Source organism: Zoogloea sp. (genome assembly GCF_028693495.1).
Lineage (GTDB): Bacteria > Pseudomonadota > Gammaproteobacteria > Burkholderiales > Rhodocyclaceae > Zoogloea.
The window spans coordinates 50,000-72,592 of the sequence record NZ_JAQUVG010000005.1 but is presented as its reverse complement, the minus strand read 5'-3'; the positions used below and the strand labels follow the sequence as shown (position 1 = coordinate 72,592).

General features: G+C 65.8%; 18 protein-coding genes, 1 pseudogene and 1 riboswitch. Of the genes and pseudogenes, 13 read left to right on the top strand and 6 right to left on the bottom strand.

Going from position 1 to position 22,593, the window contains the following annotated elements; genetic code table 11:
• Positions 1 to 94: 94 nt before the first annotated feature.
• Positions 95 to 1,285 carry a HAMP domain-containing protein gene (locus PHD22_RS01985; RefSeq protein WP_299861543.1) on the bottom strand — a complete coding sequence of 397 codons (1,191 nt, stop codon included), beginning with the start codon at positions 1,283 to 1,285 and terminating at the stop codon, positions 95 to 97.
• A 9-nt stretch (positions 1,286 to 1,294) separates the two neighbouring features.
• Positions 1,295 to 2,314, bottom strand: coding sequence for an ABC transporter substrate-binding protein (locus tag PHD22_RS01980; RefSeq protein WP_299861540.1), 1,020 nt, complete (start codon positions 2,312 to 2,314; stop codon positions 1,295 to 1,297).
• Positions 2,315 to 2,647: 333 nt separating this feature from the next.
• On the opposite strand from PHD22_RS01980, the gene PHD22_RS01975 reads away from it, so the two are divergent.
• The 10 genes from PHD22_RS01975 to metF all read left to right on the top strand — a co-directional run bounded on the left by PHD22_RS01975 (position 2,648) and on the right by metF (position 11,939).
• The gene (locus tag PHD22_RS01975; RefSeq protein ID WP_299861537.1) at positions 2,648 to 3,727 is read left to right on the top strand and encodes a VanZ family protein; all 1,080 of its coding nucleotides are present in this window, start codon (positions 2,648 to 2,650) and stop codon (positions 3,725 to 3,727) included.
• 82 nt (positions 3,728 to 3,809) lie between these two features.
• Positions 3,810 to 4,118, top strand: coding sequence for a (2Fe-2S) ferredoxin domain-containing protein (locus PHD22_RS01970; RefSeq protein ID WP_299861534.1), 309 nt, complete (start codon positions 3,810 to 3,812; stop codon positions 4,116 to 4,118).
• Between the two features lie 2 nt (positions 4,119 to 4,120).
• The gene (locus tag PHD22_RS01965; RefSeq protein ID WP_299861532.1) at positions 4,121 to 4,768 is read left to right on the top strand and encodes a CocE/NonD family hydrolase; all 648 of its coding nucleotides are present in this window, start codon (positions 4,121 to 4,123) and stop codon (positions 4,766 to 4,768) included.
• Positions 4,765 to 5,373 carry a glutathione S-transferase gene (locus PHD22_RS01960; RefSeq protein ID WP_299861529.1) on the top strand — a complete coding sequence of 203 codons (609 nt, stop codon included), beginning with the start codon at positions 4,765 to 4,767 and terminating at the stop codon, positions 5,371 to 5,373. Before PHD22_RS01965 ends, PHD22_RS01960 begins: the two co-directional genes overlap by 4 nt.
• Positions 5,373 to 6,323 (top strand): ATP-binding cassette domain-containing protein, encoded by a 951-nt coding sequence (locus PHD22_RS01955; protein WP_299861526.1) that lies wholly within the window; start codon positions 5,373 to 5,375, stop codon positions 6,321 to 6,323. The genes PHD22_RS01960 and PHD22_RS01955 overlap by 1 nt, the downstream gene beginning before the upstream one ends.
• Positions 6,323 to 7,102 carry an ABC transporter permease gene (locus PHD22_RS01950; protein ID WP_299861524.1) on the top strand — a complete coding sequence of 260 codons (780 nt, stop codon included), beginning with the start codon at positions 6,323 to 6,325 and terminating at the stop codon, positions 7,100 to 7,102. The genes PHD22_RS01955 and PHD22_RS01950 overlap by 1 nt, the downstream gene beginning before the upstream one ends.
• 3 nt (positions 7,103 to 7,105) lie before the next feature.
• Complete coding sequence (gene cutA / locus PHD22_RS01945) at positions 7,106 to 7,438, top strand: divalent-cation tolerance protein CutA (protein ID WP_299861522.1); 333 nt, start codon at positions 7,106 to 7,108, stop codon at positions 7,436 to 7,438.
• Positions 7,439 to 7,511: 73 nt separating this feature from the next.
• A complete protein-coding gene (gene dsbD, locus PHD22_RS01940; RefSeq protein ID WP_299861519.1) occupies positions 7,512 to 9,326 on the top strand; it encodes a protein-disulfide reductase DsbD in 1,815 nt (604 codons plus the stop codon).
• Positions 9,327 to 9,378: 52 nt separating this feature from the next.
• Positions 9,379 to 9,491, top strand: a riboswitch (S-adenosyl-L-homocysteine riboswitch).
• A gap of 103 nt (positions 9,492 to 9,594) precedes the next feature.
• Positions 9,595 to 11,007 (top strand): adenosylhomocysteinase, encoded by a 1,413-nt coding sequence (gene ahcY / locus PHD22_RS01935; RefSeq protein WP_299861516.1) that lies wholly within the window; start codon positions 9,595 to 9,597, stop codon positions 11,005 to 11,007.
• 92 nt (positions 11,008 to 11,099) lie between these two features.
• Positions 11,100 to 11,939 carry a methylenetetrahydrofolate reductase [NAD(P)H] gene (gene metF, locus PHD22_RS01930; protein ID WP_299861514.1) on the top strand — a complete coding sequence of 280 codons (840 nt, stop codon included), beginning with the start codon at positions 11,100 to 11,102 and terminating at the stop codon, positions 11,937 to 11,939.
• Positions 11,940 to 12,132: 193 nt separating this feature from the next.
• Here metF and PHD22_RS01925 read toward each other — a convergent pair whose 3' ends face one another.
• From PHD22_RS01925 to PHD22_RS01915, 3 genes are read right to left on the bottom strand one after another with little or no spacing between them, the layout of a single operon-like run.
• On the bottom strand, positions 12,133 to 14,529 hold the full coding sequence (locus PHD22_RS01925) for a TonB-dependent receptor (RefSeq protein ID WP_299861511.1): 2,397 nt from the start codon (positions 14,527 to 14,529) through the stop codon (positions 12,133 to 12,135).
• Positions 14,526 to 15,044, bottom strand: coding sequence for a YfiR family protein (locus PHD22_RS01920; RefSeq protein WP_299861555.1), 519 nt, complete (start codon positions 15,042 to 15,044; stop codon positions 14,526 to 14,528). Before PHD22_RS01920 ends, PHD22_RS01925 begins: the two co-directional genes overlap by 4 nt.
• Positions 15,045 to 15,063: 19 nt before the next feature.
• Entirely contained in the window at positions 15,064 to 16,326 is a 1,263-nt protein-coding gene (locus tag PHD22_RS01915) for a sensor domain-containing diguanylate cyclase (RefSeq protein WP_299861508.1), read from the bottom strand.
• 429 nt (positions 16,327 to 16,755) lie between these two features.
• On the opposite strand from PHD22_RS01915, the gene PHD22_RS01910 reads away from it, so the two are divergent.
• Entirely contained in the window at positions 16,756 to 18,951 is a 2,196-nt protein-coding gene (locus tag PHD22_RS01910; protein WP_299861505.1) for an ATP-binding protein, read from the top strand.
• 75 nt (positions 18,952 to 19,026) lie between these two features.
• On the opposite strand, the gene PHD22_RS01905 is transcribed toward PHD22_RS01910, so the two are convergent.
• On the bottom strand, positions 19,027 to 21,012 hold the full coding sequence (locus tag PHD22_RS01905; RefSeq protein ID WP_299861502.1) for a UvrD-helicase domain-containing protein: 1,986 nt from the start codon (positions 21,010 to 21,012) through the stop codon (positions 19,027 to 19,029).
• A gap of 68 nt (positions 21,013 to 21,080) precedes the next feature.
• On the opposite strand from PHD22_RS01905, the gene PHD22_RS01900 reads away from it, so the two are divergent.
• Together PHD22_RS01900 and PHD22_RS01895 are read left to right on the top strand one after the other, a co-directional pair.
• A complete protein-coding gene (locus tag PHD22_RS01900; RefSeq protein WP_299861499.1) occupies positions 21,081 to 22,028 on the top strand; it encodes a homoserine kinase in 948 nt (315 codons plus the stop codon).
• Between the two features lie 108 nt (positions 22,029 to 22,136).
• Positions 22,137 to 22,593, top strand: a pseudogene (locus tag PHD22_RS01895) (hypothetical protein); the annotation flags it as partial.

Genomic DNA, 22,593 nt, shown 5'->3' with positions numbered 1-22,593 from the left:
CTTGCGCCGAACGGCTTCGAGCATCGGCAGAATCACCAGAAATTGTTCGCGGGTGATGTCGCTGGGGTATTTTTTGCTACGCATCCGGGTATTTTCAGGTATCGCCGTGGGATCGTGAACACGTTCTCAGGACCAGGGCCCCGTCAGGGCCTTCGTCACCCCGGATGGGGAAGACCGCGAAAGCGCCGTCGAGCATGTGCTCGGAGCACCCCAGGCATGCCGGAGCAAGCGGCGTGGTGCGGACGTCGTTGAAAACCTGGGGCGCGGCCGGAACCCCTTCCCGGCCGAGAAAGCAATGCAGCGCAGCAGGATCGGAAACGCCCCCCTGACGATGCACCGCCACCGGCAACAGGCCCCCCGTTTCGGGATCGACAAATCCAATCCAGGCCAGATCCAGCTGTCCCTGCTCCACCGCAATCCGGCAGACCTCGGACAGCAGGCTCGCCGGTCCCTCGCAATGAACGATGGCCTGATTGGTCGCCGACAGGGCTTGATACAGGCGGGTCATCCGTGCCACTTCCTGATTGCGTCCCTCCAGATTTCCGAGAAGGCTGTCCAGCGTCAGCGCCAGCTCCCCCAGCTCATCGCGCCGCGGCGCGGTCAGAGACACCGTCACCAGGCCCTCCTTCCTGTCCAGGAGCGCTTGACGCAGCCCCTCGGCAGGGGTCAGCACGAACCGGGACAGCAGCAGGTAAATCAAGCTGGCCAGAGCCGTGAGGATGCCCCCCAGCCAGAGGGAGAGTTGCACGACGATCTCTTTCGCTGCCTGCCACAGGGGGCTGGCATCCATGCGCAGGTAGAGGGCACCGGCCTCCAGTCGCCCACCTGTGCTGGCTGCAGTCAGGAGAAGCACCGGCTCCAGCAGATCCAGCCGGAGGCCTGCCGGGTCGACCCGCTGCCAGCCCTTCCGCTCCTCCAGCGCACGACTCAGTTGCCCCACCAGGTCGGTATCGCCAAGGTGCTCAGGCAGCTGGCCGGACAGGCGATGATCGCTGGATGCCAGGATGCGCGGCGGCGCCCCTGCCACCAGAACCACCTTTTCCATGTCCCGGGATGCCCCCAGCGCAGCGACAAAACGGTGCAGGTCTTCCGGCTCCCGCGCTGTTTCGGCCGCCGACTGGACGGCCGTGGCCATCATCCGCGCGTGCTGCCCCACCAGCCCCTGAAACCGATCCAGGATACCCAGGTACAGCACGGCCACCGCCAGCACCATACTCCCCAGCCAGACCGCCAGGAGGGGCACCATCAGACGCCAGCGCAGGGACAGGAAACGGGGCTCGCTCATCAACCGGCCTCAGGCCGTCTGCCCATGAAGGGCAACCAGATCCCGGGCAATCAGGAAATCCTTCAGGGAGCGGGACTCGCGCAATTGGGCCAGGGACAGCATCGCATCCTGCAACTGATTCAGGGAGCGCTCCACCGGCCCTCCGGGCGCCAGCAGGTCGGGCTGCTCCCGGCGGCTCACATAACGCAGGCCGGCGATGGTGGCGCGCAGTTCCTCGACGCTGATGCCCCCCCGCCGGGCCATGATGCCATGGGCTTCGTCCGGATTGCCGACCATGAAATCGATCGCCCGATGGTAGGCGCTGACGAACGCCTGCACATCCGCGCCCCGCCGGGACACAAAGCCACCTTCAAACACAAGGGTGTCAACGATTTCCCCAGGCACCTGACCGCTATGGAAAATCACCCGTCCGCCACTCTCAAGCAGACGGTTCGATTCCGGCGGAAAGCACACGGCCGCCGCCACCAGGCCGTCGGCAAAGGCCGCAGGCATGGCATTCTGGGGCATCGGCACCAGGATCACGTCGCGTACCGTGAGGCTTGCACTCGCCAATGCCAGGGCCAGCAACTGGATATGCAGGGTTCCTGGCTCGATCGCCACCCGCCGGCCACGCAGGTCGGCCGGTCCGGCCAGGCCTCCCGAACCCACAACCATGTCTGCCCCATCGGAATAATCCACGACCGCGGCGATCTGCGGGCGCAGGCCCGCCTGGTCAGCGGCGAGCAGGATTTCGACCAGGGTGGCCCCGCAGCCATCCACCTGACCCCGCTCGAAGGCCCGGCGGGAAGCCCCCAGGGACGTGAGGTCCACCAGGTTCACCGCCAGCCCCGCCTCCTCGAAATAACCCTTGTCCCGGGCGACGTAAAGCGGGTCATACCCAGGCCAGGGGTTGGTGGCGAACTTGATGGGCTCACTGCTGACCCTTCTGCAGGCCCCCAGGCCCAGCAGAAGGGACGACGCCAGACCAGCACGCAGGAGGTGTCGCCGGGGCAGCAGCACGGAGGGGGTGTCCTTGTAAGGGGAGCTCATGATGAGCGGAGTATGCACTGGCATTGTCCAGAGACTCTATGACAACTGCCCTATTTTTCGTCGCGTGCCCTTTTCCAAGCATATTCCCAGCCAACTCCTGCCATCGCCAGCCGGCAGCCTCCCGTCAAGCCCCACCCGGGCGGGGCTGCGTGCAGCCGGCCCACGCCCCTTGCCGCGGCAGGCAAGCAGGCCGTTCTGTCCCGCCCGACTCTGGAGGAGTCCGGGTCCGGCCACAAAACCTGCGCCGGATCACCGCCAGCGGCCGCCTGCCACCGGTGTGTGCCTCGACATTCGGCCCTACAATGAGCATTGACGTGCCTTTCCCGGTTCCCGATGCCTCATCCCCGCCGCAGCTCTCCCCTCGCCGCCTACTTCGCCGCAGCCATCGGCGTGCTGGTCGTCTACGCCTGTCTGCACCCCTTCAGCGGCTGGCGGGATCCGGGACTGCCCCTGTTCGACTTTCTCGACGCGCCCTGGCCGCGCTACTACACCTGGGTGGACCTGACGGTGAACGTGATCGGGATCGTGCCCTTCAGCTTCGCTCTGGTACCGGCGCTGGGCCGTCTGCCCCGGGGCTGGGCGGTGACGCTGGCCGCCCTGCTCACCTTCGGTCTCAGCCTGTCGGTGGAAACCCTGCAGAATTTCCTCCCCAGCCGGGTACCGTCCAACCTGGATGTGGGCTGCAACAGTCTGGGCGGGCTCCTCGGGGCCCTGGCCGGCGGACGCTGGGGGGAACGCCTGTTTGCCCCCGACAGCGGCCTGACCCGCTGGCGCCGCCGGGTCATCGTGGCGGGTCACCCCGGGGAAATCGGATTGGTTTTGCTGGGCCTGTGGCTGCTGACCCTGCTGACCCCCGAGAGCCTGCTCTTCGCCACCGGCGACCTGCGCCGCCTGCTGGATCTGCCCACGCCGCTCCAGTTCAACCCGACGCGCTTCGTCAAGGTGGAGGCCGCCATTGCCGCCAGTCAGCTGGTAGCGGTGGGCCTGACGGCCCGCTGCATGATGCGCGAGTTCAGCCCCGCAAGCCTGGCGCTGCTGATTGTGCTGGGGCTGGGAGCAAAGACCCTGGCAATGGCCAGCTTCTTTGCGCCCGGCAATCCACTTCAATGGGCCACGCCCGGCGGCCAGATCGGCCTGGCTGCGGGAGCCGCCTTACTGGCCCTGGGACTGCTGCTGCCTGCCCGCACCCACGGCATGCTGGCCGGCATGGCCCTGCTGGTCGGGACGGCCCTGGTCAATCTCGCCCCCGAAAACCCTTTCCTGCCCAGCGAAGTCGCCCTGATCCAGCGGGGCAACTTTCTCAACTTCCACGGTCTGACACAGCTGGCGGCCAGCCTGTGGCCCTTCGCCGTATTCGCTTATCTGGGACTCCTGGGCGCCAGCCACCCAGGCGCAGCCCCCAGGAAACCCTGACGGGCAAGGCAGCAGGCTACCCGCCCATCGCCGCTTGGCCGATAATCCGTTCATTCCATACTGCCCTCTGGAGGGTTGCCCCATGAGCTACTTCAAGCACCACGTCTTCTTCTGCTGCAACCAGCGTCCCGAGGGTGAGGACTGCTGTGCATCCCGTGGCTCGGTCGAACTGCAGACCTACGCCAAGGACCGCATCGCGGCTCTGGGGCTCAAAGGCCAGGGCAAGGTCCGCATCAACAAGGCCGGTTGCCTGGATCGCTGCGATGACGGCCCCGTGCTCGTGGTCTACCCGGACAATGTCTGGTACACCGCCATCGACAAATCCGACGTGGACGAGATCATCTCCGAACATCTGCAGAACGGCCGTATCGTCGAACGCCTGAAGATCTGATCATGACCCGTGCCTCCACCGAAAACGCCCTGATCCGCGGCCACGACGGCCACATCGAGCTGCTCATCGACACCCCCGCGCAGGTCCGTGGAATCGCCCTGGTGTGTCATCCTCATCCCCTGTTCCACGGCAGCAACACCAACAAGGTGGCCCACACCCTGGCCCGGGTCTTCCGCGACCTGGGCTACGCCGCGCTGCGCCCCAACTTCCGTGGTGTGGGCAAGAGCGAAGGCACCCACGACCACGGCATCGCCGAAAGCGAAGACATGCTGTCGGTCATCAGCTGGGCCCAGAGCCGCTGGGGCGGCCTGCCCCTGGCCCTGGGCGGCTTCTCCTTCGGAGCCTACGTGCAGACCCGGGTGGCCGCCCGCCTTGCCGACGGGGTGACCCCCGCAGAGCGGATCGTGCTGGTCGGCACGGCCACCGGGGAGGTCACCGGCGCCCGGAGCTACACGACCCTGCCGGTCCGGCCCGACAGCCTGGTGATCCACGGAGAAAAGGATGAGACAGTGGCTCTCGCCAACGTGATGGCCTGGGCCGAGCCCCAGGAGCTGCCGGTGGTGGTGGTACCCGGGGCCGACCACTTCTTTCACGGCAAGCTGCACGTGATCCGCTCCATCATCGAACGCGCCTGGAGACCTCTTGCATGAAACTCGTCGCCTCCCTGACCAGCCCCTATGCCCGCAAGATCCGTGTGGCCCTGGCAGAAAAGGGGCTGCCTTTCACCCTTGAGGTGGACATCCCCTGGCTGGCCGAAACCTCGGTGCCCGACTACAACCCCCTGGGGAAAGTGCCCGCTCTGGTGGCCGACGATGGCGAAGTCTGGTTCGACTCCCCGGTCATCGCCGATTACCTGGAAACCCTGGGTGGCCCCGCCCTGATCCCTGCAGACCGCCTGGCCGCCCTGCCAGTGCGCCAGAGTGAAGCCCTCGCTGACGGCCTCACCGATGCGGCCGTCACCATTTTCCTGGAAACCCGGCGCCCAGAAGCCCAGCAGGATCCCGCCACGATCGAACGCCAGATCACCAAGATCCACCGGGGCCTGGCCGCCCTGGAGCTGCGGGTGTCCGCCCGCAAGGGTCTGGGGGGCAGCAGCCTCACCATCGGGGACATTGCCGCAGCCTGTGCCCTGGCCTATCTGGATTTCCGGCTGAACCACCTGGTCTGGCGCAGCGCCCACCCGGAGCTGGCCGCCTGGGCTGCCACAGTACTGGCCCGCCCATCCTTCCTGGACACGACTCCGCCCGCTGCCTGATGCCCCTCGTCATTGAAAGCCTGGTGAAACGCTTCGGCCAGGGTCCCGCTGCCCGGGAAGTCGTGCGGGGCATCGATCTGCGCCTGCGCCCGGGAGAGTGCTTTGCTCTCCTGGGCCCCAACGGTGCGGGCAAGACCACCACCCTGCGCTGCGCCCTGGGACTCACGGAGCCCAGTGGCGGCACCCTCACCCTGGTCGGCCTGCCGGTGCCCGAGCGGGCCCGGGATGCCCGGGCCCGGGTCGGGGTGGTGCCCCAGATGGACAGCCTGGACCCGGATTTCACCTGCGCCGAGAACCTCATCGTTTTTGCCGGCTACTTCGGCATCCCCCGCGGGCAGATTGCCCCCCGGGTGCCCGAGCTGCTCGCCTTCGCCGGCCTGGAAGGCAAGGAGAACGCCCGCATCCAGGATCTCTCCGGCGGCATGAAGCGCCGCCTGAGCCTGGCCCGCGCCCTGGTCAACCGGCCCGACCTGCTGGTGCTGGATGAGCCCACCACCGGCCTCGACCCCCAGGCCCGCCACCTGATCTGGGAACGTCTGCGGCGGCTCACTGCGGAAGGCACCACCATCCTGCTGACCACCCACTTCATGGATGAGGCCGAGCGCCTCGCCCACCGGCTGGCGATCCTGGACCAGGGACGCATCCTCGTCGAAGGCAGCCCCCGGGAGGTGATCGCCGCCCACATCGAACCTCAGGTGGTGGAAGTCTTCGGCGACTGGGCAGGGGACAGTCCCGCCACCGCCAGCGGCGCCGCCGCATGGGCGGCCCGCCATGCGGCGGACTACAGCCAGCGCTGCGAGATCAGCGGCGAAACGGCCTTCTGCTACACCGACGACGCGGCCCCGCTGCTCGCCCACCTGGCCCACCAGCCGGGCCTGCGCACCCTGCACCGACCGGCCAACCTGGAAGACGTCTTCCTCAAGCTCACCGGACGGGAGCTGCGCGACTGATGAACGCCTTTTCCCCACCCTGCCTCACGCCCCGGCTCTTTGCCGTATGGCGGCGCAACTTCCTGGTCTGGCGCAAACTCGCCCTGCCCTCCATCGTCGGCAACCTGGCCGACCCGGTGATCTACATGCTGGGCCTGGGCTACGGTCTGGGCCTGCTGGTTCCCGAGGTGGAAGGGGTCTCCTACATCGCCTTCCTGGCCGGCGGCACCCTGGCCTACTCCACCATGAACGCGGCCACCTTCGAGGTCCTCTACTCGGGCTTTTCGCGCATGCATGTGCAGAAAACCTGGGATGCGATCATGAACGCCCCCGTGGCCCTGGACGACATCGTCGCCGCCGAACTCCTGTGGGCAGCCTCCAAGGCCACCCTGGCCGGCACCGCCATCCTGGCGGTCATTGCGCTGTTCGGCTTCGCCGCCTCACCCCTGGCGCTGGCCGTGATCCCGGTGATCTTCCTCACCGGCCTGTGCTTCGCGGCCGTGGGCCTGATCATGACCGCCGTCGCCCCCAGCTACGATTTCTTCATGTACTACTTCACCCTCTTCATCACACCGATGACCCTGCTCTCCGGCGTGTTCTTCCCCCAGGGCCAGTTGCCCGACGGGGTGAGGGTGGTGGCAGAACTCCTGCCCCTGAGCCATGCGGTCAGCCTGGCCCGGCCCCTACTGCTCGGTCAATGGCCCAGTCAGGCCCTGCTCCACGGCGCAGCCCTCCTGGCGATCACCCTGCCGGCCTTCTGGCTGGCCCTCGCCCTCACCCGCCGTCGCTTGTTGAAATAAGCCATGAGCACACCTGCGGACACCCTTCTCGTCCTCACCAACCTGCCGGATGCCGACAGTGCCCGGCACATCGCCCGGCAGCTGATCGAAGGACACCTTGCCGCCTGCGTGAACATCCTGCCCGGGTGCATCTCGGTATATCACTGGAAAGGGCAGGTCGAAGAGGCACACGAAATCCCCCTGCTGATCAAGACCACCCGGGAGCGTTACCCGGACCTGGAAGCCGCCCTCCTCAAAGCTCACCCCTACGAACTTCCCGAGATCGTCGCGATCCCACTGCAGCAAGGGCTGCCCGGCTACCTGGCCTGGGTTGCAGCAGAAACAAGCTGCCCCTGAAGCGCCCGGCGCCGGGCACCGATTCTTGATCCATCCGGAGGCACGAGCCCTCCGCCCCGTCACACTGCCTGCCATGATCCTGCTTCTTCATTCCCTCCTTTACCTGCTGTCCGCCCTGCTGCTGGGCCTGGGCCTGGCCGCCCAGGCCCAGGAACCCCTTCCCGTGGACCAGGCTTTCAAGGCCAGCGCCAGCGCCCTTGACCCCCAGACCGTCGAAATCCGCTTCCAGGTGGCCGACGGTTACTACCTGTACCGCCACCGCTTCAAATTTGCCGCCGAGGGGATCGAGTTCGGCGCCCCCACCCTGCCTCCGGGCAAGCCCAAGAAGGACGACGCCTTCGGGGAAGTGGAGATCTACCGCAAGGAACTGGTGTTCACCCTTCCCGTTGCCCGGGGCCAACCGCCCTTCGAACTGCAGCTCACCAGCCAGGGCTGCGCGGACATCGGCATCTGCTACCCCCCCCACACCCAGCCCCTGAAGATCACCCTCGCCAGTGGCGGTGGCCAGGAGAAACTGCTGGCCAGGGCCCTGGGCCAGGGAGACACCGTACCAGCAGAAGAGCAGTCCCCGGAAAGCGCCGGACACGACGAATCCGGTCGCATCGCCCGCCTGCTGGACGGCGCCAGCAGTGCCGTGATCCTGGCCAGCTTCTTCGGTTTCGGCCTGCTGCTCACCTTCACCCCCTGCGTCTTCCCGATGATCCCGATCCTGTCCGGCATCATCGTCGGCCAGGGCCACACCATCAGCAAGGGACGCGCCCTGGGACTGTCCGCCCTGTACGTGCTGGGCATGGCCCTCACCTATGCATTGGCCGGTGTCGCGGCCGGGCTGTCGGGCACCCTGCTGTCGGCTGCACTACAGAACCCCTGGGTGCTGGGCAGCTTTGCCCTGGTGTTCGTGGTGCTGGCGTTCTCCATGTTCGGCTTCTATGAACTGCAGCTCCCCACGGCGCTGCAAAGCCGCCTCTCGGACACCGCCAACCATCAAAAGGGGGGCTCCGCCGGCGGAGTTGTCGTGATGGGCGCCCTCTCGGCCCTGATCGTCGGGCCCTGCGTGGCCGCGCCCCTGGCGGGCGCCCTGCTCTACATCGCCCAAACCGGCGATGCCGTACTCGGCGGCTTCGCCCTGTTTGCGATGGCCCTGGGCATGGGTGCCCCGTTGTTGCTGGTGGGCCTGCTGGCCCGCAGCGCCCTGCCCAGGCCCGGCCCCTGGATGGAGGGGGTCAAGCGGGCCTTCGGCGTGCTGCTACTGGCCGTCGCGGTATGGCTGCTCTCTCCGGTTGTCCCGGACATCGTACCCATGCTGGCCTGGGCAGGCCTGCTGATCTTCTCGGCCATTTACCTCCACGCCCTTGACCCCCTGCCCCCCCATGCCAGCGGCTGGCAGCGTTTCTGGAAAGGCTTCGGGGTCGTCGCGCTGCTGGCGGGCACCGCGCTGCTGGCCGGAGCCCTGGCCGGCTCCCGGGATCCCCTCCAGCCCCTGGCCGTGCTGCGTGCCCAGGCTGCCAGCGCCCCTGCAGCCACAGCCCATCCGGAGTTCAGGCGGGTGAGCTCGGTAGAGGCGCTGGAGACCCTCCTCAAGAGCGCCGATCGTCCGGTCATGCTGGACTTCTATGCGGACTGGTGCATCTCCTGCAAGGAAATGGAACGCTTCACCTTTGCCGATCCGGCCGTGGCACGCCGGCTGGAAGGCTTCCTGCTGCTGCAGGCCGATGTCACCGCCAACAACGATGCCGACAAGGCCCTGCTCAAGCGCTTCCGGCTGTTCGGCCCACCGGGCATCATCTTCTTCGACGCCACGGGCACCGAGCGTCAGAGCCTGCGGGTCGTGGGCTTTCAGGATGCCGCCACCTTCAGCAAGGTGCTCGACGCTGCCCTCCGGCCGTAAATGCGGGCGACGAGATGAATCCTGCCGGCAAAACCGCTATAATCCGGAGCTCAACTTCGAGGAGCGCTGCAAGGCAACCGGGTGCACCATCCGGCAGTCCCAGGCTCGATGTCAGTGTCCGTGGCAGTCGATCGCCGCAGGCGCCAGCAACCGCGCTCACCCGTCCATGCTTTGTCTGCAAACCCGTGCCGGGCACGGGGAGACGTGGTGAGCCCTTGATGATCAGCCACCCGTAGTCCCTTCCCGGCCACACGTTCGAGGAAACCTCATGAACACTGTGGCTGAAAAGTTCACCGATTTTGCCATCGCCGATCTCTCCCTGGCCGACTGGGGCCGCAAGGAGATCAAGATCGCCGAAACCGAGATGCCGGGCCTGATGGCCATCCGCGACGAGTTCGCTGCGGCCCAGCCCCTCAAGGGCGCGCGCATCACCGGCTCCCTCCACATGACCATCCAGACCGCGGTCCTGATCGAGACGCTGACCGCCCTCGGCGCCGAAGTACGCTGGGCCTCCTGCAACATCTTCTCGACCCAGGACCACGCTGCCGCCGCCATCGCCGCCCAGGGCATCCCGGTCTTTGCCGTCAAGGGTGAATCGCTCACCGATTACTGGGACTACACCCACCGCATCTTCGAGTGGCTGGACGGCGGCTTCTCCAACATGATCCTCGACGACGGCGGCGACGCGACCCTGCTGCTGCACCTGGGTGCCAAGGCCGAGAAGGACCTCTCCGTCCTGGCCAACCCGTCCTCCGAAGAAGAGACCATCCTCTTCGCCGCCATCAAGGCCAAGCTGGCAGTGGCTCCGAGCTGGTACTCCGTACGTCTGGCCGCCATCAAGGGCGTCACCGAGGAAACCACCACCGGCGTGCATCGCCTCTACCAGATGCACCAGCGCGGTGAACTCAAGTTCCCCGCCATCAACGTCAACGACTCGGTCACCAAGTCCAAGTTCGACAACCTCTATGGCTGCCGTGAGTCGCTGGTGGATGGCATCAAGCGCGCCACCGACGTGATGATCGCCGGCAAAGTCGCCGTGGTGTGCGGCTACGGCGACGTGGGCAAGGGCTCGGCTCAGGCCCTGCGCGCCCTGTCGGCCCAGGTGTGGGTCACCGAGATCGACCCGATCTGTGCCCTGCAGGCCGCCATGGAAGGCTACCGCGTGGTCACCATGGAATATGCTGCCAGCCTGGCCGACATCTTCGTCACCACCACTGGCAACTTCCACGTCATCACCCACGATCACATGGCCGCCATGAAGGACCAGGCCATCGTCTGCAACATCGGTCACTTCGACAACGAGATCGACGTCGCCTCCCTTGAGCAGTACCAGTGGGAAGAGATCAAGCCCCAGGTGGACCACGTGATCTTCCCGGATGGCAAGCGCATCATCCTGCTGGCCAAGGGCCGCCTGGTGAACCTGGGCTGCGGCACCGGCCACCCGAGCTACGTGATGTCCAGTTCCTTCGCCAACCAGACCATCGCCCAGATCGAGCTGTATACCCGTACCGCAGACTACCCGGTCGGGGTATACACCCTGCCCAAACACCTGGACGAGAAGGTCGCCCGCCTGCAGCTCAAGAAGCTCAACGCCCAGCTCACCGAGCTGCGTCCCGAGCAGGCCGCCTACATCGGCGTGCCCGTCGAAGGTCCCTACAAGGCCGAGCACTACCGCTACTAAGACCGCTTGGTGGCCTGCCGCCCCAGGGCCGGCCACCACCGGAATCCCCCTGCCTGCCCGGCACCTGCCGGGCGGGCCCGCGAGGAAGCACCGTGTCCACCAAACCCCCCATTTCCATCGAATTCTTTCCTCCCCAAACCACCGAGGGAGCAGAAAAGCTGCGCACCGTCCGCAGTCGACTGGCTGAACTGAAACCCGAGTTCTTCTCCGTCACCTTCGGCGCCGGCGGCTCCACCCAGGAGCGCACCTTCGACACCGTCTTCGAGATCCGGCAGGAAGGCCGCGAGGCCGCCCCCCACCTGTCCTGCATCGGTTCCACCCGCGAACACATCCGCGAGATCCTGCAGCGCTACAAGGCCGCCGGCATCCGCCGCATCGTCGCCCTGCGCGGCGACCTGCCCTCCGGTGTGGGCTACGCGGGCGAACTGCGCTACGCCAACGAACTGGTGGAATTCATCCGCGCCGAAACCGGCGATCACTTCACCATCGAGGTGGCCGCCTACCCGGAGTATCACCCCCAGGCCCGCAGCCCCCGCGACGACCTGCTCGCCTTCAAGCGCAAGGTGGACGCCGGCGCCAACTCGGCCATCACCCAGTATTTCTACAACGTGGATGCCTACCTCCATTTCCGGGACGAATGCACCGCCCTCGGCGTGGACATCCCCATCGTGCCGGGCATCATGCCAATCACGTCCTTCTCCAAGCTGGCCCGCTTCTCCGATGCCTGCGGGGCGGAAATCCCGCGCTGGATGCGGCGCAAGTTCGAAGCCTACGGCGACGACAGCGACGCCATCAAGGCCTTCGGCCTGGATGTGGTCAGCGAGCTGTGCGAAAAGCTCATCGCCGCAGGCGCACCCGGCCTGCACTTCTACAGCATGAACCAGTCCGCCCCCACCCTGGCCCTGTGCCAGCGCCTCGGTCTCGATCACTGACCAGACCTGCCGCAAGGCGCTTGCGCCGGCCATTGCCAAGGGCATCCGCTCCCGCATCGAGATCGGTGAACGAATCCGGCCCACCGCAGCAGGCTCCTGGCCAGCGCCGTGGCCCGGATGGGCTGCTCGTAGCCGGGTGAGTGCGGGATCCGGCGGGGCGGCAGGTTTCGGGACGCGGGGAGCCGCGCGGCCGTCAGAAATCCACCCCCAGCCGCAGGTAGTAGTAGGCGCCGTTATAGCCGAAGGGAGCGTACTGGGAATACTGGACCACCTTGCCGGCCCCCACCAGGCTGTCGTCGGTCCTGCCCCATTTGTCGGGACGGACGTCCAGGACATTGACGCCCCCCAGCGCCACGGTCACATCCCTGGCAAGCCGGAGGCTCAGTTCGGCGTCCAGGGTCCATTTGGCCGAGAAGGCCACCCGGTCGTAGGCGCTGACGCTGTAGAACTTGCCGAAGCGGTTGAGGTTGAGCACCAGGTCGTAGCGGCCCTGGCTGTATCTTGACCAGAGCTTGATGGCATCCACAGGCTGGCTGCCTTCGATCAGCACCCGCGTGAAAGGATCCAGGATCAGGTCGGTCATGTTCACCCCCAGCACCTCCGGCGCCTGATTCACGTCGGTGATGCGGGTACGGCTGCGCTGGTAGGCCGCCACCAGCTTGAGCCGGGCGCTGTTTGCCAGTTCATGGCTGTAGTCCAGGCGCAGGTCCATGCCACGGGTGCGGGTACCGATGGCATTGGTGAAGTACACCGCGCCGTCGATATTGTTCTGGGCCAGCACGGCAGCCGCCTGGGGGCTCAGGGACGACAGGCTGTAGGCCGAGATGTAGCCCGTGGGCAGGATCCGGTCGCGGATGTCGGTGACGAACACATCCGCGCTGGCGGTGAGCTGGGACGAAGGCTGAAAGACCATGCCCAGGGTCAGATGGCGGGACTTTTCCGGCTTGAGGTCGGTGGCCCCCAGGGCCCGGGCCACGGGATGCTCCACCGCAAAGTTGCCCCAGAACTGGGCTGCGGCGTCATTGCTGTTGCGATAGGTGCCGGTGTACGAGAAATGGCTCTGGGAGAGGGACGGCGCCCGGAAGCCCGTGCTCACGCTGCTGCGGAAGAGCAGGTCGTCCGTGGCACGGTAGCGCAGGGCCAGCTTGCCGTTGAGGGTGGAACCAAAGTCGCTGTAGTGCTCGGCACGGGCAGCCGCGTCCAGCATCAGGCGCTCGGTGGCACTGTACTTCAGATCACCATACAGGGAATGGGCGTGGCGCCCGGCCCCAATCGCATTCTCTGGACTGAACCCAGGAAAACCCTGGGCGCCGTAAGCAAAGTTGTCGGCCGGACCCAGCATGTAGGAGGCCGCATCGCCGGCGAGGATGCGATAACGCTCCCGGCGGAACTCGTAGCCCCCTGCCAGGGTGTGGCGGCCCATCTTCCTGCTGAAGTCCGCATTGAGGATCTGCTGGGTGTAACGCGTGGCACCGCTGTCGAAGGATGTGGGCGTTGCCAGCCCGAGGGAGGTGTTGAGGGAGTTGCGGACGTAGAAATGGTAGTCGTTGTGTCCGTGGGTGTAGCTGATGTCCCAGCGGGTGCCGTCGTCCAGCACCCCGCGCACCCCCGCCGTGGCCGAGAAATCGAGGATCTTCGGCTCGATGCGCGGCAGGAAGCCGTCCGGGTAGATCGCCCCGATGTTACGATCGTCGCCCGCCCTGCGGTAAAAGGCGCCGGCACTGCTGCGGCGCCGGTCGTAGAGGCCATGCAGGTAAAAAAGCGCATCGCCCTGGGGCAGCTCGGCATTGAGGGCGAACAACCCGTCCTGGGTATCCGCATCCCCGAACAGCGTATTCATGCGCCCGCCGTCGCCGGCATCCGCCCCGGCCCGGTTGGTGGCACCCCGGTCGCGCCATTCGGCGGTGAAGTTCACGAAACCGTCCCCCGCCAGGGGCAGCGTGTGAAACAGACTCCCCTGCCGGGTGATCCCGTCCCCCTCTCCTGTGCGCCCGTAGGTCACCGTGGCCTGGCTGCGCTGGCCATAGCCCTTGAGGACGATGTTGATGATGCCTGCGATGGCATCGGAACCATACTGGGCCGCCGCCCCGTCACGCAACACCTCCACCCGCTCGATGGCCCGCAGGGGAAGGGTGGCCAGATCGACCCCCGAACTGCCCCTGCCCACCGTGCCGTTGTTGTGCAGCAGCGCGCTCTGATGGAGGCGCTTGCCGTTGACCAGCACCAGCACCTGATCCGGATTGAGGCCACGCAGGGTGAAGGGCGGCGCGTGGTCGGTACCATCGGTGATGCTGGGGCGCGGGGCATTGAACCCCGGCACCAGCACGGCCAACGCACGCTGCAGGTCGGCCTGGCCGGTGGATTGGAGCTGAACCGACGTGATGATGTCGATGGGCACCTCCGCATCCAGCGCATCCCGCGCGCCCCCACGGGAGCCCACCGCCGCCTTGGCCTGGGTTTCCACCCGCAGCAGCGCGTCCAACGGACGCAGGTAGTAATCGTTGGTTTCCTGCACGGTCTTGTCGGCGGCCAGGGCTGCCCCGCCCCCAGCCAGGGCCAGACACAGCACCAGGCGGTACGGCGCGCTCATGGCTTGTCCCCCCGCAGGACGGTGGCAATCGAAAGCAGGGGTGCGCCAATGCGCAGGCCCGACTTGACTGCCGCCGCGTGGTTGATCTTGATGCGGGCCTTCTGCTCCACGAAGTCCAGCTGGATGATGCCACCACTCTCCGCAAACCCCTTGGCCTCGCTGATGGTCAGGATGCCGTTGCGCTGGGCATGCTGGATGGCTGCCGCACGGGCCGATGCGCTGGTCAGGGTGATGAACAGGGCATCCGTCTCCCCCACCTGCTCCAGCCGGGTGGCGTAGCGCAGCTCAATGGGCTTGTTGTGGATGCGCTTGTCCCGGTACAGGTCGTCGAGCAGCGTGCCGAACGGGTTGTCGTCCAGCAGCGTGATCACGAAACGCTCCCGGGGCTTGGCCGGCCACTCGATGTAGCTGGCAAAGCGACCGATGAACACCGCCTCGAGCTTGCGCTCCTCATCCCCGGCCCATGCCCACGGCGCCTGCAGCACCACCAGCAGGGCCAACACCCCCGGCAACATCCTCACCCAGTCTCTCCCTTCACGCCACCACATAGCGATTGCGACCGGCCTCCTTGGCACGGTACAGGGCCTGATCGGCCGCGCGGATCATTTGTTCAATATCTTCCTGGGCACACTGGGGCACCGCCGAATGCACCCCCAGGCTCACCGTGACATGGAGCGACGTATCGGCCGAATCCTGGATCCGGCAGGCCTCAACCCCGGTGCGGATGCGCTCCGCCATCGTCACGGTGGCCTCCTGCGTCCCGCCATCGCAGGCCACCAGAAACTCTTCGCCCCCCAGCCGGGCCACCACGTCGTACTCCCGGGCATTGGCCTGGAGGACACGGGCCACCTCCTGGATCACCCGATCTCCCGCAGGGTGGCCATAACGGTCATTCACCGCCTTGAAGGCATCGATGTCGAGCATGATGATCCCCACCGGATCCCCCTTGCGCTGGGCCCGCGCCAGCATCGTCTGCAGGGCGTCCATGGCATGGCGGCGGTTGGCGAGCCCGGTCAGCGCATCCGTCGTGGCCAGCCGGCTGAGCAGGTCATCCCGCTCGCGGATCTCCGCCAGCATGGCATTGAAGCCCCCATGGAGCGTTCCGAACTCATCCCGCCGCGCCGCCGCCAGCACCGCACGGTAATTCTTGGTTTGGGCCACATCCTCCATGGCCTCCACCAACTCCATGATCGGACGGGTGAACAAGGACTGCAGCTTGACCGACAGGAACAGCAACAGCACCAGCGTGACCACCGACGTGGCTACCTGCAGCAGCACCAGCTCCCGGATCTTCGCCCACATCACCCCCGTGTCGGACACCACCGCCAGCACCCCGATGGGCGCGCCCTCGAAGAACACCGGGCGCAACACCCCCATGAAGTCGTTGTCGGTCTGCTCCACGGAGCCCCCGGGCCGGCGCAACACATCCGCACTGTCCTGCATCCGCGCCTGCACGTCGGCCAGCAGGCGATCCCCCAAGGCCCCCGGCAAGCCAAGCGCCCGGTACTCGGCCAGCGGCTGCCCCGCCTCATCGCTCACCAGCGCCAACCGGACGTGGGCATCCGCCCGCAGGGACGCCAGCATCGTACTGGCACTTTGTGCATCGCCGAAGGCCAGCGCCGCGCGCATGTTCTCGCTGATCACGTCGGTGAGCTGGTGCAGCACGCGCAGGGACGCCCTCGACTCACTCAGATAAATCGAATAGATCGTGATGACCGACGAGATCAGCAAGGCCAGCGCGGCGCTCAGGCCCAGCAGGACTATCAGCTTGTAGCGAATCGAGATCCTGTCAAACATCTGCTCTGCCAGTCCTGCGCCTGCCTGGATCAACGGGGCGGGGCGCCCCGTGCATTTAAAATTCCTCGGGCATCGGCCCGCGGCGCAGGAGCAGAGAACAAGCACCCACGTCACCAAGGGCAAGATCTTACCCGAAGCCGGGGACGGATCTGCCGCTTGCAGGCAGGCGCGCCTGCCGTGCTCGGTTCACTCACGAAAGGCCCGATCAAGATCAGGCGTCTTCTGCCCGACACCTTCAATCCGCCCTCTCCCCCGTCACGTGTGCAGGCGTTTGCCGCCTCGCTGGGCACCGCTCAGACGGTGCCTCAGCCCACGTCACCCCTTGTCCAAAAAATCAGTCAGCCCCATAGTCCAGCAAGGCGGAAGGCCTTGTGTGCAGCGCAGAGCCTTTGGCAGCACTCCTGATCCTCGTTTTCAAGCAACAGATTCATGCAAACCTTCAAAAAACGGCTGGCCAAACTCTTTGGGCTGACCACACTGGCAATTGGCCTGCCTACCTACATTTATGTGGATCAGGTCTATACCCAACGCCTGCGCGACGACAAATTAGAAGGGCTGCACAACCTGGCGGTGTCGGTGGCCGCGGTCCTGTCGGAAAACCTGAAGGAACGTCAGCGGGAGATCAGCCTGCTGGCCGAGGCCCCCTATCTCAAGAGCGGGCCGATTGATGCCCCCCAACTGGAGCATGTACTCGACCGGCTCAAGGAGACCTACCCGAATTACGCCTGGATCGGCTATGCCGACGTCTCCGGCGAGGTGCTCGCCTCCACCAATGGCCTTCTGGTGAAGGCGGATGTCAGTACCCGCCCCTGGTTCATTCAGGGCCAGACCGGACAGTACGTGGGGGATCTGCACGAAGCCCTGCTGCTCAGCAAGCATCTGCCAGCGCCGGCAGATGGTCGAGCGATCCGCTTCATCGACTTCACGGCGCCGGTTGTCGGCGCGGATGGCACCCTGCGTGGGGTGCTGGGCGCTCATGCCCACTGGGCATGGGCAGACGATGTCACCCAGATTCTGCGCACCAACCGGATCACCTCTGGCGACATTGACATCTATATCGTCAACAAGGATGGGGTTGTCATTTATCCCGACACCACCGGTACAGAGGTGCGCCCCCCCGCAAATGTGCTGCAGACAGCGTTCACCACGGACTCCTGGAACGGCTCACGCCCCTACGCCAGCGCCTCTGCCTCCCTGACAGAACCTTTGAGCACCTCGTCCCTGGGCTGGAAAGTGGTGGCACGACAGCCCATGGACAGCATCCTGGCCGACGTGAAAGCGCTCAAGGAGACCCTGTTGGCCGTAGTGCTGACGGCCGCGCTGCTCCTGATCGTCCTGATCGGATACCTGGCCTCTCGCCTGAGCCAGCCCGTCGAGCAACTGTCCCGATTTGCCCGACGCATCGAAGAAGGCGACGAGCAGATAGACCTGAACACGGAGACCCAGACCACAGAAATCCAGCAGACCCTGCACTCCGTGAAACGCATCGCGCAAACGCTGATCGATCGCAAGACAGCCCTGCTGGATGCCAATCGTGACCTGGAACACCGGATTGCCGAGCGCACGGCAGAGCTGCAACAGCACAAGCACCACCTGGAAGACCTGGTGATTGCACGTACCCGGGAGCTTGCCTCTGCGAGAGACCGGGCAGAGGCCGCCCATCAGGCCAAAAACCTGCTGCTGGCCAACATCAGTCATGAGCTGCGCACCCCCCTGCACCACATCACCAGCCTGAACAGCCTGATGAAACGCGAAGTGGCAGCACCAAAAGCACTGGATCGCATCGAGAAAATTCATCAGGCCAGTCAGCGTCTGGCCAGGTTGATCAACAATTTGCTCGACACGGTGCACACCGAAACCGCCCAGCTTGAAATCATCCCGCAGGATTTCGAGCTCGCCGAGCTCCTCAGGCAAATCAATCAATCCAGCCATGGAGCCCTTGCGTCGAAAGGATTCTCCCTTGAAACCAGGGTGTCAGCCGGGATGCCGGATCGCCTGCATGGCGACATGAACCGTCTCGCGCAGGTCACGACTGAACTGATCGACAATGCCATCAAATTCTCAGACACCGGCCCGGTGATCCTCCGCATCCAGGCACCGCTCACGGAAGGAAGCCATTTGCGGGTCCGCTTCGAGGTTGAGGACAAGGGCATCGGCATTCCGGTCGAGCTGCAAGAACACATCTTTGAACTCTTCACCCAGGGCGATCCTTCACCGACGCGAAAATACGGTGGCGTGGGGCTGGGCCTGCAACTATGCAAACGCCTCGTCGATCTGATGGCAGGAGAAATTGGCTTGAACAGGAACACCGGCCAGGGCTGCCTGTTCTGGATTGAAGTTCCCCTCACGCTGGGACAGGCGCGCCCTGTCACCTCATCGGACGCGCTGCCCCAAAACTGGAAAATGATCCTGGAAGAGCTTGCACCTGTCCTGACCCTGCTGGAATTGGGAGATGTGGCTGCGCAACCGGCCTGGGACGCCCTTGCCCCGCGCATCCGGCACCTCCTGGGAGGCGACCATGAGGCCTGCAACACGGCCGTCGCCAACTATGATTTCGAGACGGCCCTGACGATCCTGACACGGGCCATCGAAAAAACAGCACCCGGGGACGGCAGCACCGGCTGAACTGCCCCTCGACCACGGACACCAGGACGGCCGGATGAATCCGGCCCTACCGGGAGAAGGGACCGGAGCACAGCATCAGCCCTTGCCGAGCATGGCGCGCAGATTGGCGATGCGGGCGCGGGCGTCTTCCCTGGTGACGGGTTCGGCGGACTTGCGGTCACTGCGCCGGATGCCGCCCTCGCCCATCTCGTCGATGAAGCGGGAGGGGTCGCAGGTGCGCACCTCCCGGCCGGCCTTGCGGCGGTCGCAGTAGCTGATGGTGAGGCTGCGCTGGGCGCGGGTGATGCCCACGTACATCAGGCGGCGCTCCTCCTCGATCTTGTCCTCGTCGATGGAAGACTGGTGGGGCAGGATGCCCTCCTCGACCCCCACCAGGAAGACGTGCTTGAACTCCAGGCCCTTGGAGGCGTGGAGGGTGGCCAGCTGCACCTGGTCCAGGTCTTCACCCTCCTTGTCGAGCAGGGTGATGAGGCTGATGGTCTGGATCATGTCCGACAGGGTCTTGCCGTCCTCCTCGCCCTTGCGGCCAAGCCAGCCGGTAAAGTCACCCACGTTGCTCCACTTGGTCTCGGCCTCCCGGGGCTCGCAGCTCTCGTAGAGCCACACCTCGTAGTTGATGGCCTTGAGCATGTCGTTGATGACCTGCCCGGCGGGCTCCCGGGGGGCGCGGTGGGCCATGCGGTTGATGAAGTGGCAGAACTCGCGCACGGACTCCAGCTGGCGGGCATTGAGGTGCTCGGTCACGCCTTCCTCGAAAACGGCGGTGAACAGGCTGATGTTGCGGTGGGCGGCATAGCGCCCCAGGGCCTCGATGGTGGCAGGACCGACGCCCCGGCGGGGCACGGTGATGCTGCGGATGAAGGCCAGATCGTCGTCCTCGTTGGCAATCAGGCGCAGGTAGGCGCACAGGTCCTTGATCTCGGCGTTCTCGAAGAAGCTGCGCCCACCCGAGATGGCGTAAGGGATCTTGTGGTTGCGCAGCTGCTGCTCGAAGAGCCGGGCCTGGTGATTGCCCCGATAGAGGATGGCGTAGTCCTTGAAACGGGTGCGGTGCTCGAACTTGTGGGCAGAGATCTTCATGACCACGGCCTCGGCCTCGTGCTCGGGGGTCTGGTAGGCCACCACGCTCACCGGGTCGCCGGCGCCATGCTCGGACCAGAGCTTCTTCTCGAAGATCTTCTCGTTGTTGCCGATCACCGTGTTGGCTGCAGTGAGGATGTTGGTGGTGGAGCGGTAGTTCTGCTCGAGTTTGATGACCTTGAGCCTGGGGAAGTCGGTGGGCAGCTGGCGCAGGTTCTCGATGTCGGCGCCGCGCCAGGCGTAGATGGCCTGGTCGTCGTCGCCCACGGCGGTGAAGGCGGCCCGCACGCCGGTAAGGTGCTTGAGCAGGATGTACTGAGCCCGGTTGGTGTCCTGGTATTCATCCACGAGCAGGTAGCGCAACTTGTTCTGCCAGCGCTCCCGGACCTCCGGATGTTCCTCGAAGAGTTTCACCGGCAGGCGGATGAGGTCGTCGAAGTCCACCCCCTGGTAGGCCCGCAGGGTCTTGTCGTATTCGGTGTAGAGCAGCGCGGCGGCCGAGGAGATCTCGTCGGTGGCGAGCCGGGTGGCCTCGTGGGGCTCGACGAGGGCGTTCTTCCAGCTGGAGATCTGCCACTGGATGGCCTTGGCCCGGTTCTTGTCGTTGCTGCCCGTCATCTCGGCGATGATCTGGGTGACGTCGGAGGCATCCAGGATGGAGAACTGGGGCTTGAGCCCCAGGTGCCTGGCCTCCTGGCGGACGATACGCACGCCCAGGGCGTGGAAGGTGCAGACGGTGAGGCCGTTGGCGCCCCTCCCCCCCATGAGGGCGGTGATCCGCTCCAGCATTTCCTTGGCCGCCTTGTTGGTGAAAGTGATGGCGGCAATGGCGTGGGGATTCATCCCGCATTCGGTGATGAGGTAGGCGATCTTCTGGGTGATCACCCGCGTCTTGCCCGAACCCGCACCCGCCAGCACGAGGCAGGGGCCGTCCAGGTAATGAATGGCTTCGCGTTGGGGTGCGTTGAGGAGCAGGGACATGGGGGTGCGGCGCAGGGTGAAACGGGGGAAGCATTCTACCCCGCGAGATGTTGTAAGCTCCGCCCACCATGTCCGTATTCACTCCCGTTACCGATGCCGATCTGGCCGCCTGGCTGAGCAACTACGCCATTGGCCGCCTGGATGGCCTGCAGGGCATTTCCGCCGGCGTGCAGAACAGCAACTTCTTCGTCACCACCAGCCTGGGGCGCTACGTGCTCACGCTGTTCGAGACGATGCCCAGGGCAGAGCTGCCCTTCTACCTGCACCTGATGGCCCACCTGGCCCGCCATGGTCTCCCGGTGCCGGCACCCATCGCCAACCGGGACAATGAGTACCTGGGCACCCTGTCGGGCAAGCCCGCGGTGCTGGTGAGCCGGCTGGCGGGGCGCTCCGAGATGGCCCCCACGGAACCCCATTGCGCCCGCATCGGGGCCATGCTGGCCGGGCTGCACCTGGCAGGAGCGTCCTTCGGGCGCAAACAGGCCAACCCCCGGGGCGCGGAGTGGCGCAGCACCTGCGCAGCGCGGGTGCGGCCCCATCTGGCGCCCGACGCCCGGGCGGAACTGGACGCAGAGATGGCGTTCCAGGGCGGCTTCGATCTCAAGGCCCTGCCCCAGGGGGTGATCCACGCGGACCTTTTCCGGGACAACGTGCTGTGGGACGGGGACTTCATCGGTGGCGTGATCGATTTTTACTTCGCCGGCGTCGATGCCCTGCTGTTCGACGTGGCCGTGACCCTCAACGACTGGTGTGCCGGCGGAGACGGCCGTCTGGATGCAGGGCGCACCCGAGCGCTGCTGGCTGCCTACGCCGGGACCCGCCCGTTCACCGATGCCGAGCGTCTTGCCTGGCCAGCCATGCTGCGGGCAGCGGCGCTGCGTTTCTGGCTATCGCGTCTGGAAGATTTCCACCTGCCCCGTAGTGGTGAAATGGTCCTGGTGAAGGATCCGGAGGAGTACCGCTGCATCCTGCGGCGGCGCGCCACAGCCACCGATCTGCCAGCGCTGCCGGCCTGATCCGTCCCTGACGGACGCAACCGGTTTGGCGTCGCCCGGGGATTTGGGCTAGCATTTCACTGCAGCGCAACATCCTGATTTTTCGATTTTTCCGTCCGCCCCCTTGCCATGACCGAACCGGCCTCCCCGGCAGCCCACCCTCACAACGCCGCGCGGCATCCGCAGCCGCGCCATGTTTCGCCTGCTGATGCCATCGACTGGCTGAAGGCGGGCTGGGGTTTCTTCCTGCGTAATCCGGGCGTGTGGATCGTCATCAGCCTGATCTTCATCATCATGCTCTTCGTGCTGGGACTGGTGCCCCTGCTGGGCTGGGCGGTGGTGCTGATCGGCTTTCCGATCATGGCTGCGGGCATGGTGCTGGGCTGCGACGCCCTCTACAAGGGCCAGCCCCTGCGTATCGAGCACCTGTTCGCGGGCTTGCGGGTGCACGGGGGCAATCTGGCGATGGTGGGCGTGTTCTACCTGATTGGCGGCCTGATCGCCGGTTTCGTCTCGGTCGTGGTGGGCGGGGGGGCAGCCCTGACCGGCTACGTCCTCGGCGCCCTCGCCGGCATGGGGCTGGGGC

Coding starts and splice junctions, on each gene's coding strand:
- PHD22_RS01985 (WP_299861543.1), bottom strand. CDS start 1,285: ATGAGCGAGCCCCGTTTCCTGTCCCTGCGCTGGCGTCTGATGGTGCCC.
- PHD22_RS01980 (WP_299861540.1), bottom strand. CDS start 2,314: ATGAGCTCCCCTTACAAGGACACCCCCTCCGTGCTGCTGCCCCGGCGA.
- PHD22_RS01975 (WP_299861537.1), top strand. CDS start 2,648: ATGCCTCATCCCCGCCGCAGCTCTCCCCTCGCCGCCTACTTCGCCGCA.
- PHD22_RS01970 (WP_299861534.1), top strand. CDS start 3,810: ATGAGCTACTTCAAGCACCACGTCTTCTTCTGCTGCAACCAGCGTCCC.
- PHD22_RS01965 (WP_299861532.1), top strand. CDS start 4,121: ATGACCCGTGCCTCCACCGAAAACGCCCTGATCCGCGGCCACGACGGC.
- PHD22_RS01960 (WP_299861529.1), top strand. CDS start 4,765: ATGAAACTCGTCGCCTCCCTGACCAGCCCCTATGCCCGCAAGATCCGT.
- PHD22_RS01955 (WP_299861526.1), top strand. CDS start 5,373: ATGCCCCTCGTCATTGAAAGCCTGGTGAAACGCTTCGGCCAGGGTCCC.
- PHD22_RS01950 (WP_299861524.1), top strand. CDS start 6,323: ATGAACGCCTTTTCCCCACCCTGCCTCACGCCCCGGCTCTTTGCCGTA.
- cutA (WP_299861522.1), top strand. CDS start 7,106: ATGAGCACACCTGCGGACACCCTTCTCGTCCTCACCAACCTGCCGGAT.
- dsbD (WP_299861519.1), top strand. CDS start 7,512: ATGATCCTGCTTCTTCATTCCCTCCTTTACCTGCTGTCCGCCCTGCTG.
- ahcY (WP_299861516.1), top strand. CDS start 9,595: ATGAACACTGTGGCTGAAAAGTTCACCGATTTTGCCATCGCCGATCTC.
- PHD22_RS01925 (WP_299861511.1), bottom strand. CDS start 14,529: ATGAGCGCGCCGTACCGCCTGGTGCTGTGTCTGGCCCTGGCTGGGGGC.
- PHD22_RS01920 (WP_299861555.1), bottom strand. CDS start 15,044: ATGTTGCCGGGGGTGTTGGCCCTGCTGGTGGTGCTGCAGGCGCCGTGG.
- PHD22_RS01915 (WP_299861508.1), bottom strand. CDS start 16,326: ATGTTTGACAGGATCTCGATTCGCTACAAGCTGATAGTCCTGCTGGGC.
- PHD22_RS01910 (WP_299861505.1), top strand. CDS start 16,756: ATGCAAACCTTCAAAAAACGGCTGGCCAAACTCTTTGGGCTGACCACA.
- PHD22_RS01905 (WP_299861502.1), bottom strand. CDS start 21,012: ATGTCCCTGCTCCTCAACGCACCCCAACGCGAAGCCATTCATTACCTG.
- PHD22_RS01900 (WP_299861499.1), top strand. CDS start 21,081: ATGTCCGTATTCACTCCCGTTACCGATGCCGATCTGGCCGCCTGGCTG.